At 59.4% G+C, this 10,281-nt stretch carries 11 protein-coding genes and 2 pseudogenes; 3 read left to right on the top strand and 10 right to left on the bottom strand.

All coding sequences use genetic code 11. From position 1 onward, the window contains the following. Positions 1-92: 92 nt before the first annotated feature. A pseudogene (locus ACSSVY_RS22255) lies at positions 93-734 on the bottom strand (ArdC family protein); the annotation flags it as partial. A gap of 39 nt (positions 735-773) precedes the next feature. Then, the gene (locus tag ACSSVY_RS22250; protein ID WP_454272193.1) at positions 774-1,259 is read right to left on the bottom strand and encodes a hypothetical protein; all 486 of its coding nucleotides are present in this window, start codon (positions 1,257-1,259) and stop codon (positions 774-776) included. Positions 1,260-1,596: 337 nt separating this feature from the next. On the opposite strand from ACSSVY_RS22250, the gene ACSSVY_RS22245 reads away from it, so the two are divergent. Next, the gene (locus ACSSVY_RS22245) at positions 1,597-1,893 is read left to right on the top strand and encodes a hypothetical protein (protein WP_454272191.1); all 297 of its coding nucleotides are present in this window, start codon (positions 1,597-1,599) and stop codon (positions 1,891-1,893) included. 28 nt (positions 1,894-1,921) lie between these two features. On the opposite strand, the gene ACSSVY_RS22240 is transcribed toward ACSSVY_RS22245, so the two are convergent. The 7 genes and pseudogenes from ACSSVY_RS22240 to ACSSVY_RS22210 all read right to left on the bottom strand — a co-directional run bounded on the left by ACSSVY_RS22240 (position 1,922) and on the right by ACSSVY_RS22210 (position 8,257). After that, complete coding sequence (locus ACSSVY_RS22240; protein WP_454272189.1) at positions 1,922-2,338, bottom strand: hypothetical protein; 417 nt, start codon at positions 2,336-2,338, stop codon at positions 1,922-1,924. After that, positions 2,331-2,600, bottom strand: coding sequence for a type II toxin-antitoxin system prevent-host-death family antitoxin (locus ACSSVY_RS22235; protein ID WP_454272187.1), 270 nt, complete (start codon positions 2,598-2,600; stop codon positions 2,331-2,333). The genes ACSSVY_RS22240 and ACSSVY_RS22235 overlap by 8 nt, the downstream gene beginning before the upstream one ends. A 149-nt stretch (positions 2,601-2,749) precedes the next feature. Beyond that, positions 2,750-3,569, bottom strand: a pseudogene (locus tag ACSSVY_RS22230) (ParB/Srx family N-terminal domain-containing protein); the annotation flags it as partial. A gap of 113 nt (positions 3,570-3,682) precedes the next feature. Beyond that, on the bottom strand, positions 3,683-4,816 hold the full coding sequence (locus tag ACSSVY_RS22225; protein WP_454272186.1) for a helix-turn-helix domain-containing protein: 1,134 nt from the start codon (positions 4,814-4,816) through the stop codon (positions 3,683-3,685). A gap of 204 nt (positions 4,817-5,020) precedes the next feature. Beyond that, the gene (locus ACSSVY_RS22220) at positions 5,021-5,944 is read right to left on the bottom strand and encodes a ParB/RepB/Spo0J family partition protein (RefSeq protein ID WP_454272184.1); all 924 of its coding nucleotides are present in this window, start codon (positions 5,942-5,944) and stop codon (positions 5,021-5,023) included. Then, a complete protein-coding gene (gene repA / locus ACSSVY_RS22215; RefSeq protein ID WP_454272182.1) occupies positions 5,934-7,115 on the bottom strand; it encodes a plasmid partitioning protein RepA in 1,182 nt (393 codons plus the stop codon). Before repA ends, ACSSVY_RS22220 begins: the two co-directional genes overlap by 11 nt. Positions 7,116-7,372: 257 nt before the next feature. Further along, entirely contained in the window at positions 7,373-8,257 is an 885-nt protein-coding gene (locus ACSSVY_RS22210) for a recombinase family protein (protein ID WP_454272181.1), read from the bottom strand. A gap of 178 nt (positions 8,258-8,435) precedes the next feature. Between ACSSVY_RS22210 and ACSSVY_RS22205 the strand changes: the two genes are divergently transcribed. Together ACSSVY_RS22205 and ACSSVY_RS22200 are read left to right on the top strand one after the other, a co-directional pair. Then, the gene (locus tag ACSSVY_RS22205; RefSeq protein ID WP_454272180.1) at positions 8,436-8,678 is read left to right on the top strand and encodes a type II toxin-antitoxin system Phd/YefM family antitoxin; all 243 of its coding nucleotides are present in this window, start codon (positions 8,436-8,438) and stop codon (positions 8,676-8,678) included. Continuing rightward, on the top strand, positions 8,678-9,079 hold the full coding sequence (locus ACSSVY_RS22200) for a PIN domain-containing protein (RefSeq protein ID WP_454272178.1): 402 nt from the start codon (positions 8,678-8,680) through the stop codon (positions 9,077-9,079). The genes ACSSVY_RS22205 and ACSSVY_RS22200 overlap by 1 nt, the downstream gene beginning before the upstream one ends. A gap of 29 nt (positions 9,080-9,108) precedes the next feature. Here the strand turns inward: ACSSVY_RS22200 and ACSSVY_RS22195 are convergent, their stop codons facing one another. Then, positions 9,109-10,251: a tyrosine-type recombinase/integrase gene (locus ACSSVY_RS22195; protein WP_454272195.1), complete on the bottom strand. Its 1,143-nt coding sequence runs from the start codon at positions 10,249-10,251 to the stop codon at positions 9,109-9,111. Between the last annotated feature and the right edge of the window lie 30 nt (positions 10,252-10,281).

The raw sequence follows: 10,281 nt of genomic DNA, 5'->3' as shown, positions 1-10,281 counted from the left end.
AGCGCTCTGAATTATGCTGACACGCCGCGCCGATCTAACTGAAACGCAACTGGTAGTTCGGATCGGCGCGGCATAATCCGAAACGCGGCATTATGCGACAGTTCATGCGCCCAGACCCCGTAGAAATTGCGCGGGTCCTGGAACCGCGTGATGGATGGCATGTAAACCTTGTCCACGGGGGGCAGATAGTAGGCTTCCGTCCCCGTGAAGAGGGTCGTGATGTCGATGGCATCGAAAAACGCCTGCATGTGAGGGATGGGCTCGGACGGCGGATGCTCGGGCGCGGGCTCCGGGTCGGGGTAGAAACTGTCGGGCAGGCCATCGATCTGGCAGGCATTGAACACGCGGTAGGATTTCTGGAAGCGGAAGACGCGGGCCTCCTCGGAGCGATCATCGCCATCGCTGACGTCATCCTCGCCGTCGGCGCCTTTCCGGCTTTGACCGTAGTAAACGACGACAGAGGACTTCTCGCCCTTGCGGACCTTTGCGTCCAACGCATTGGCCTGTGGCAGCGTCATCCAGAAGGGCGAGCTGTGGCCCGCCATCACGGTGCGCATGGTCAGCAGGAAGTTGTTGACCCCCTGGTAGGGCTCACCGCCCACGCGCAGGGGGCGCGAGCTGCCCCCTGCCGTCCAGGGCTTGCGCCACGGCAGAACGCCGCGCTCGATGATACGGATGATTTCGTTGGTGATGACCTCGGAGGCATCGAATTTGGACGTGCGGGATCGGGCCATGGTTGGCGTCCTTTCGTGTGTTGGTGAGAAGATTGGGGGTCAGGTTGACTGACGGGGCCGCGGATCATTGGCGATCTTCGCGCCAAGCTCTTCGACCATGTCGATGTAGGTGGTCAGTGGAACGGACCTGCCGGGACTCGAAGGTTCAGGGTCGACCGATCCGGCCCGCGCCACCCGCGGCAGGTTCGCGAAGGCGATGACATCGGTGACGGGTCGGATATCGATGAAGGGCGTCCCTCGTGCGACCGCAAGAGCGGCCAACGGAAAGCGCTCGATCGGCGCGAGAGTGGACACAGTGGTCCAGCCGAGGTGGAGGAACGTCCCGCCCTCGCCGCAGATCACATGCGCGTCCGGCAATTTCGCCGCCTGCCAGAGATAGCCAAGATCGCGGAGAACGGCTTTCCGTTCAAGCTGCCGTGCGACCTCCGTCTTGCCGGCTCGGCGCAGCTCTCTATGCCGCCACCACGAGGCAGCGGTCGCGCGCAACACGCGCAAGACACTTGTTTGCATCGGAAGGCCCTTCATCAGGAACGGCAGACCGGAACCCGGTCCGGACCCCTCGGAGGGACCCCAAAGGCCCTCATCCGTCAGTCACAAAACCCGAAGGACACTTTCACTCTTTAGGGATCTGATGCCGGAGAATGTTAAATGCGAAGCTCATGAGAACCTGGGATCCAGCACTTTCCGGCATCAGATCCCGATGAGGAACAGGATCAGGCCGGGACACCCTCTTTCAGGCACCCTCTGGCCTGACCCTCCCCAGCCCTTCTCTTCCTCTTAAACCCCATGATTTCTGCAGGCGGCTTGTACTTGTTCCTGTTATGTTCTATACTGAAAGCCCAGCTAAGAAGGGAGTTCCCAGATGGAAAGCAGCACTTACGCCCTGCCCGCGACGCCAAAGCAGATCGCCTATGCGCGCGCGCTGGCCCTGCGCAACCAGACGCTTCTGCCATGGGAGGTTCAGCAAGATCGGCGGTCCCTGAGCGCCTGGATCGACGCACAAGCCAAGCTCACATCCGCGACAGTGCTGGACAGCCTGCCCTCGTCCAAACAGGTCGCCTTTGCCGAGCGTCTCGCCCGGATCAAGCGCCGTGCCGTGCCGGATGAATGTTTCCGCGACAAGGGGCTGATGTCGAAATGGATCGACGGGAACAAGTGAAGCTGGGCAGACCCTGCGGTGATCGAGATTACTTTAGCCGATCAACAACCGATGCCCCGCCCGACCTGGCAAGCGCGATCAGGCTGGACTGGATCCTGGATGTGAAGACGGAACTGAACGTGCCAATGGGCGTGCGGTCCTCCCAGACATAGGACCGCTCCAGAATATCGGTGTTGATCTCGTCCAGCATGACCCATTTGCGGACATGGGTTTCTAACCCCACGCGCTGCGACTCGATCTGTGGCACCTCGATGAACTTGCGCGAGGCCAAGAGCGGCTGCGTCGTGATCGGCAGGATGAACACCACGGTCTCGCTATCGGACCTCGCGACAGTGACGGCGATACAGACAGGCCGCGTCTTGCGGCCCTCGGTCTCGCCCGCCATCTGTTCGCGTTTCCACAGGAACGGATAGCGGAAAACCTCTCCAGCGGCAGGCTTAGTCATCCGCCTGCGACAAGTCCCGCTCGAGCCCTTCTATCATCAGCGCCTTGATATCCTCGGGCATCTCGTCGATCATGTGAGCCTGCTGCGTGGCGCCCCGCGCGAGCTGCTGGTACTGGTCCATGCTCATCAGCACGAATTTCGGCTTGCGGTGCTTGGTGATTGCGATCGGCGACCGAATGGCCGCGTCGAACAGGTCACTTGTGTGCCGCGTCAGGTCGGCCGCCTTGAACTCAGGAAGTTCATGCATGATCTGGGTCTCCATTTGTGCAGAATATACATACATTCTGGATATTCTGCAAGAGATAGGTTGAGCCGTCCCCTGTGTCATCCGAACCGCCGCACGGTCTCAGTGTAGGTGCACTCATAGGCGGTGTTGCCGTTCTCGAAGGACTCGTCCGAGGTCAGGTGGTCGTAGCCGCGATAGACTGTATGCGTGCCGTAGCGGTCGAACGTGACGAACGCCCCTCCCCGTCCGATTTCCTCCGCGTCGAAGAACAACGGCCGGATATCGATCTCGTCGGGGATTTCATCCTGACCCGCGTATTCTTCCTCGAGCGCCCGATACTCGGCGAGCAGCTTAGCATGGGCCGCAGCATCGTCATCCGTCATAGGTGCGGGATCGCCGGACAAGGACCGCAGGCCGTGGCTGTAGCCGTAGGGCAGGTCGAGTGCGAGCTCGATCCACTTCCAGACCTCAATCGCAACCGTCTCAGCCTCGGCCTGGAGTTTTTCCGTCACCAGCCGATCGAGCAAGGCAGGGTCCTCGAAAGAACTGTCTCCATCGCCCTGGAAGAGGTCATACAGCATCGGTCTGACCCTTGTCAGGCAGGGACACAAACGCGCGGAACTGATCGAGAGGATGAAGGGCGACGCGCTGCATGTTTTCTGCAAGGGAATCGTCCTCGGCCAGGATGCTGGACGCAGCATCGCGGACGATGCAGGGAATGGGCGTGGTTTTCGCCAACCGCTTCTGCTTCACCAGCAAGGACAATGCTAGGAACCGGCGGCCCCCGGCCGGGATCTCGAACTTGCCGGTTTCGGTACCATCGTCAGCCAACACGGGCCGCACGCTCAGGCTCTGCATGAGGCCGCGGCGAGCGATGTCTTCGGCCAGGTCCTCGACGGACACGCCGGCCTTGATGCGCCGCACGTTGGACTGCCTCAACATCATTTTGTCGAAAGGGATATTCCGGGACGGGGACAGGGTGATTTTCCGGACAGCTTTTGTCATCAGATATTCTCCATGGCGGGCGTCGGAATCCACTCTTCCGATCTCACTTCCGGTCACCCTCAAACCAACACTCCTTTCGCTCTCACGGCGGTTCTTGACCGCGGTCAAGAAGTTCATGTGGGAGCAAGTTGTGTGCGTAGGACCCTTTCAAAATAGGCTTCAGGGTGTTTGATCGTGTCTGCTCTTGCTATCAGGTAGTCGAAGATGAGGAGCAGTTTTCCTGCGCCAGCTTTCTGGATGCCATGCCGCAGTTCGTCTTGGTTTATTCTAAGCAATCGACCGAGGTCGTATAGTATTCTGGTGAGGGCTTCTCCTGTGCGCGGGGGTTCTGGGAAAAATCCCGCAACGTGGGTGAAGTCTTCCCATGCCATGCGTGCTGGGTCTCGGTTCATCGTGGGTTTGGTTTGAGCGGTTTGTTCACCGCGATTGATCGTAGCGGGAACAATCTTTTTAGTATCTTTTTTTATAGACTCTATGTGCCGGACATTTTGTCCGTTTGTGGCGGGCAAATCGTTGGAATCTGGTGTATGAGGTCGATGTTCGATAGTTTGTAAATTATCTGCGGTACCAGCTGTTCTTGTGGCATGGTGTTCACCGTAGCTTGCGTCGGTATCGGCTCCGAGGGCTCTAAGTTCCGAGATAACGCTCAGGACTGCATCAACGGTTAATGTTGCTCGACGCAGGACATTTCTGATCATGTTGAGGGTTGAGAGCTTTGCTTCATCGAAGCGTGTGTGGTGGAGTAGCGAAGCACGTAGGGCCAACGCCTCAGCTTTCAGTGAGCGCAAGCGCTCGAGTTCTTCGGTGAGCTGCAAGGCTTGTGTCGCGAGCGAGCCGTACCGCTGGATCAAGGGCTTCAGGTCGATACCGAAGGCATCTCTGATAACGCCTCCATACCGCAGCGGAAAGCGTTTGCCATTTGCTGAATTCTTGCGTTCGATCAGTTCAGCAGCTGAGAGGCGTCCCAGACTGCGTCGAAGTGTTCTCTCATCGAGTCCATTGGCGCGCTCTGACAGAGAAGCGTTCGATGGGAACACGACAGTGAGCGTGAGTCGCTGGCTGTCCTGAATCTCACGTTCTTTGCGGGGTAGGAAGCTAATGAGCGCGGTCAGAACGGCGAGGTCATTGGTTGTGAGACCGAGCTCCTTTCTCAGTATGCGAACTGGGCCCAGAAGCTCGTAGGGGTTAGGGCAGGGCAAAGATGTCCGTTCCGCCAGGGCGGTTGTTGTTTCATTTGCATGTCTCATGGTGTTTCGGAAGAAAAAGCTTCCCCGTTCACCGCGAGCGGTGTTGAAATCGATTCGTTTTGGGGGTATCAATCAGGTGTCGAGACTGATTGAGGCCCTTCGGAAGCATCGCTTTCGGGGGGTCTTTCTTTTTCTAGCCGGTCCTCCTTTCGTTTTCTGCTCGTTGCTTTTGATGTCTTGACCGCGGTCAAGACACGGGGGTCGTCACTCTGGCCCGTCTTGACCGCGGTCAAGAAGCTCCGTGACCAGCTTCCGGACTGCCTCCTCAACACGAGGGACAAGATCAGCGTCCACATCGATGGTGATGCGGTTGCCCTTTCGGCCGATCTTCACGCGCTCACTGGGGTGTGTCTTCTGCGTCGATGGTTTGGTGGCTGTCAGCAAGGTAACCGCCGCTTCGAGACGGTCGGGGCCCGGTATGTTGCGAGGGATTTTGCCAGCAACTTCTCGGGCTCTCGCGACGTCTTTCTCACACAGCCTGAAAAGTTTTTCCCAAACCCGTCGACCAACGCCGTGTGCAGGTCCGATAGCCTGGATCAGTTCTATCGGGATGCCCGTAGCGATACGGTTCATCCGCGAGATGAGCGATTCGTCGATCTGAAGCGCCCGATACGCGATCGTTTGAGCGTTCTTGCGCGTTTCGTCGGTTTTCCCAAGTTCTCGAATGATCCCGGCGACAAAAAGAGCCCTTTCGATGAACGATGGATCTTGGCGGGCATTATTCTCTACGCCTTGGGCAATGAGAGCTTCCTCGTCGGTCATCTCCATGACCGTCGCGCGCACTTTCTGACCAAGTTGGCGACAAGCGAGAAGCCGACGGCGTCCATAGACGATCTCAAGCGCACCGTCCTCGGTTCGACGAACCAGCACTGGAACCTTTTGACCGTGCTCGCGGATCGACGAGACAAGCTCATCCAGACCATCGCTTGGATCGATGCGGTCCATGACCGCGGACATCCGTATGGCGGTTGGGTCGATCAGCCGCGTGGCGTGTTTATCCTCTTCGAGCACAGATGCTTGAGCGCGAGCTACAGTCGGGCTCGTCCGTTTCACATCCAGATCCTCGTCCGAAGGCGGCGTTTTGCCCATCGCGTTCTTGAGTGAGTCCCCGAAGACTTTACGCGCCATGGCTACGCCCCCATGCTTTCAGGATTTCGCGTTCGACTTCGTCGGTCACGCGCGAGACGGACTCGATCGCGCGCTCGTAAGTTCTGCGGTTCACGTCGCGAGGTTCGACCTCGAAGATGCTCTGCTGGGTGTTCGCAGCATCACCCACGGCTGTTGATTTCAGGAACTCGGCAGACAGCACGGCATCCCCGAGGACTGTCCGAAGCAGAGACGAGATCTGCACCTGCGGACCATCCGTATTTTCGTAGCGGGTGATCAGAACTCGCACGAAGTTCAGTCCATGTTCCGGGGCGTGTGCCTCGACGACGCCCATCAGGTTGCTCGCCATGCCCAGAAAGCTCGCCAGCGACATGACATCGAGCATCGACGCGTTGAGCGGGATCAGGACCCCGGTCGATGCAAAGAGGGCAGAGATCACAGAGAAGTTCAGCTGCGGTGGGGTGTCAAATATCACCACATCATATCGGTTGAGGACGGGCTCAAGTGCTTCCTGGATGCGGCTATGGAACGTGGTGGCGCCGTGTCTGAAGCTCAAGGCGACCTCAAACTCGTACTCCATGATGTCCATGGATGCCGGGATCAGATCCACGGTCGGGAAGTTCGTTTTGCGAATGATCTCTGCTGCGGGTAATGGATCGTCGGATCGGATGAGATCGTATGAAGTCGGCATATCCGGATCGAGCTCGGGAGTAACCCCGAACAGGTTTGTCAGACTTGCCTGGCTGTCGAGGTCGATCAACAAGACCCGGTAGCCGCGCAGACCCAGTAGTTGTCCAACATGGGCAACAGATGACGTCTTTGCCGAACCACCCTTCAGGTTGAAGATCGTCAAGACCTGACAAGCCTCTCCCGGTCTTCTGTGCGGGTGTTCGTCTGGCTTGATCCTTCCAGTCTCGAGAAGTACGCGTTGTGCCTCGACCATCTCCTCCGCAGAGAAGCTACGGCGGTTGCCGCCCTCCAGAACACCTTCGGGGAAGCCTTCGAGGTTTGACACATGATGGCGGAAGGTATTCTGATTAATGCGAAGAAGTTCAGCCGCTTCCCGCATGGCGAAGCGGCGGAGGCCCTTCTGAGCGTCCGGTGGGAAGGTTTCCTGCGCATGTTCACGCAACCGACTACCAAGCCGCTTGGACATGACTTCAAATCTCTGGGAGGCCCGTATCCCGTTCATCACTGCCCTCAAGTCTTTATTGTTTTGCAAAGCTTAACAGATATTGTGGATAAATCCAGACCAAACCGTTGAGTGGCCTGGGGGCGTTGAAGGCATCCATTTCTGTCGACGGTAAACTATTAAAAATCAGCGTCTTGGGCGACTGCGCTCTTACTTTACTTCAACACCTCGTTGCCAGCTGCGAAGTGACCACAAGATGTATTGTGAGTGAGTACAGAAATCAGTCGGCAGAATCGGATGGACGATTCTCCGGGATCTCAGTCGAGCAGCCCCAGCCTCTCGGCCCGCTCCAGCAGCATCTTCACCGAAGACGGCTGCCAGCTTGTCCGCCCGCGAGGTGTGCGCTCGCGCATCGCTTCCAGCCGGGTGCAGATCGCCTGGAGCGTGATGTCGGGATCCGCGCCCTTGATGGCAGCAATGATGGCGGGCAGGCGATCGTCGGTTTCGCGGCGCCCGGCGCGGGCCAGCACCTCGGAAGACAGGAAGCCGTCGCGAACGTAGGCCCTCACAGCGCGTAGCAGGCGGCTTTGGGTCCAGCGACGCGCCTCGGGCAAGGGGCCGTTGATGATGCGCAACACGTCCTCCCAAGCCAAGTCGGGACGCAACCGGCGTATATGAGGCACCCAGTCTTGTGCCGTCTCGTTCAGGCGCTCCATGTAGCTGTCTTGTCGCGCCAACCGCACTTTGCGAAGAGCGGCAGGGTCTTTGGCCCGCAGTCGGGGGTTTCCGCCCACGCGGCCCTTTGAGCGCGCGCTGGCGAGGCCGGCCTTGGTGCGTTCCCGGATCAGGGCGCGCTCAAACTCGGCCGCAGCGCCCAAGACCTGCAGCGTGAACTTGCCCTGCGGGGACCCAGTGTCGATCGGGTCCTGGATCGAGCGAAAGAAAGCACCCTTGGCCTCCAGCCGCTCGATCACCTCCAGCAGATGCGACAGCGACCGCGCGAGGCGGTCAATCCGCACGACCACCAGCGTGTCGCCTTTGCCGATGCGCTCCAACACCCGCGCCAGCACAGGCCGCGCACGATCACCGCCAGAAGCCTGTTCCTCATGGATTTCGACACAGCCCGCTGATTTCAGGGCCTGCGACTGGGGCAGGGGGGTCTGATCCTCGGTAGATACGCGGGCATAACCGATCAGGGGCACCAAAACAGTCTTTTTGCAGTTTCATACATCGCTACTAAACGACCATTTGCCTGCGGGTGCGGGTCGATTGGTTTTCCCAACCCACCCTGACTACTCTACCCTTTGGGTTGGGTGCGTCTTGACATGAGCAAGTTGAGACGCCATTTATCTAGACAGATAGCTAGCTAGGTGAAAAACGATGTGGACTGTTCAGGATGCAAAAAACAAGTTCAGCGCGGTTGTTGACGCAGCACTTGCCGGTACGCCGCAAGAGGTGACGCGCCGAGGCAAGCCAGCGGTGGTCATCCTTTCTTCAGATGAGTACCACCGGCTCCTGGAGGGTGCGGTGAAGGCGCGCGAGAGCTTCGCAGAACATCTGATGGCATTTCCCGGTGGGGATATCACGCGCGCCTCGGCAGCCCCGCGTGATGTAAGCTTCTGATGTACATTCTCGACACTAACGTCATCTCGGCCGTGCGTCGCCCGGACCGAGCTCCCCAAGTGGCGGCCTGGTTGCGCGGCAAGGCCGAGCAGGACCTTTTTCTGAGTGTCATCACGCTGGGCGAAATTGAGCGCGGCATTCGCCAGCAGGAGACCCGCGACCCTATGTTTGCCAGCGATCTCCGCATGTGGCTCGATCGGACGGTCTTGCTATTCTCGGACCGGCTGCTTGCTTTTGAGGCCGAGGATGCACGCATCTGGGGACGGCTCTCAGCCGAGATTGGCCATACCGGTGCTGATCTGATGATCGCCGCGTCGGCGCTACGTCATGGCGCTATCGTCGTGACCGGGAATATCAGTGACTTTGCGCCGACCGGTGCTGCGTTGGAGAATCCGTTCTAGGCTGAATGCCCTGTGGTAGGGCAGGGCGGTCACAACCCCGCCGCTTTGGTCAGGTTTACGCGGAAACGGTCGCGGCGGCGCTGGTATCGGCGGGTCATCTCGGCCGAGGCGTGGCCGAGCTGCTTCTGGACATAGCGCTCGTCGACCTCGGCCGAAGAGGCGAGGCCGGCGCGCAACGAATGACCCGAGAACAGCGCCAGTCTTTCCTTTTCCGGCAGCTCGGCACGGATGCCGGCATTCAGAACGGTACGTTTGATCAGGCGCGCAACATGCTTGCCATTGAGCCGCGTTTCCGAGGCACGTTTGCCGTCTCGTGAGGTGCCGACGAACACCGGGCCGAAGTCGATCTTCGCAAAATGCAACCACTGCTCCAGAGCACGCACGGGGCAGGTTGGGTCCGTTGACCCCCGGCCAATTTCCACCTCGCGCCAGCCGGTCTTGGCGTTGAGCGTCAGCAGCGCGCCTTTGTCGAAGATCTCGATCCAGCCGCCGCTGTCGAGCGTGTCGTTCTTGTGCACATCGAGGCTGACAATTTCGCTGCGACGCAGCCCGCCAGCATAGCCAAGAAGCAGGATCGCCCGATCCCGTAACCCGCGTAGGTCGAAAGGAAGGGTGGCCACCATCGCGAGGATATCTTCTGCCAGGATCGCCTCCTTCTGCAGCGGCGGGCGTGCGTGCCTGCGTTTGATCCCGGCCAGCACCGCGGCGATATGGCGGTTCTTGCGATCGAGGGCAAAGCCGCGCTGCGCATAGGTCCAGGCAAGGCCCGACAGGCGGCGATTGATGGTCGAGACCGAGAGGGCAGGGGCGGAGCCCGAGCCGCTGGCCAGATCGGCGAGATAGAGCCCGATCATCTCGGGCGAGGGCGGCAGCGGCTCCGCGCCCCTCATCCGGCACCAGCGCGCGAAATGCGCCCAGTCCTTCGTGTAAGCCTTCAACGTATTGTCCGAGGCCGCAGCGCGAGCATAGTCGCGCGCGGTGTCCACCAGCCGGTCGAGCGTCCCTGAACCGGCCACAAAGGAAGGGAGTGTCAAAGCCTCGCCGGGCGCGACGTCTCTCTCGCTGTCTTCGTTGGTCGAAGACCCGTTTGCCGCCTCTGAGCTCGATTGTCGGCCTGCCGGAGTTTCTGAGACTGCGTACCATTTGTTTTCAATATCTTGCCTGTGTCGCATTTCTGAAACCGATTCAGGGTATGTGAGACT

It is taken from the genome of Roseovarius sp. MBR-51, from assembly GCF_053628575.1.
This window is presented reverse-complemented; position numbering and strand designations above follow the sequence as displayed.

Excerpts from the sequence above, each read along its gene's own strand:
- ACSSVY_RS22235 (WP_454272187.1), bottom strand. The coding sequence starts at position 2,600 with ATGGAGACCCAGATCATGCATGAACTTCCTGAGTTCAAGGCGGCCGAC.
- ACSSVY_RS22195 (WP_454272195.1), bottom strand. The coding sequence starts at position 10,251 with ATGCGACACAGGCAAGATATTGAAAACAAATGGTACGCAGTCTCAGAA.
- ACSSVY_RS22225 (WP_454272186.1), bottom strand. The coding sequence starts at position 4,816 with ATGAGACATGCAAATGAAACAACAACCGCCCTGGCGGAACGGACATCT.
- ACSSVY_RS22245 (WP_454272191.1), top strand. The coding sequence starts at position 1,597 with ATGGAAAGCAGCACTTACGCCCTGCCCGCGACGCCAAAGCAGATCGCC.
- ACSSVY_RS22240 (WP_454272189.1), bottom strand. The coding sequence starts at position 2,338 with ATGACTAAGCCTGCCGCTGGAGAGGTTTTCCGCTATCCGTTCCTGTGG.
- repA (WP_454272182.1), bottom strand. The coding sequence starts at position 7,115 with ATGAACGGGATACGGGCCTCCCAGAGATTTGAAGTCATGTCCAAGCGG.
- ACSSVY_RS22205 (WP_454272180.1), top strand. The coding sequence starts at position 8,436 with ATGTGGACTGTTCAGGATGCAAAAAACAAGTTCAGCGCGGTTGTTGAC.
- ACSSVY_RS22250 (WP_454272193.1), bottom strand. The coding sequence starts at position 1,259 with ATGAAGGGCCTTCCGATGCAAACAAGTGTCTTGCGCGTGTTGCGCGCG.
- ACSSVY_RS22220 (WP_454272184.1), bottom strand. The coding sequence starts at position 5,944 with ATGGCGCGTAAAGTCTTCGGGGACTCACTCAAGAACGCGATGGGCAAA.
- ACSSVY_RS22200 (WP_454272178.1), top strand. The coding sequence starts at position 8,678 with ATGTACATTCTCGACACTAACGTCATCTCGGCCGTGCGTCGCCCGGAC.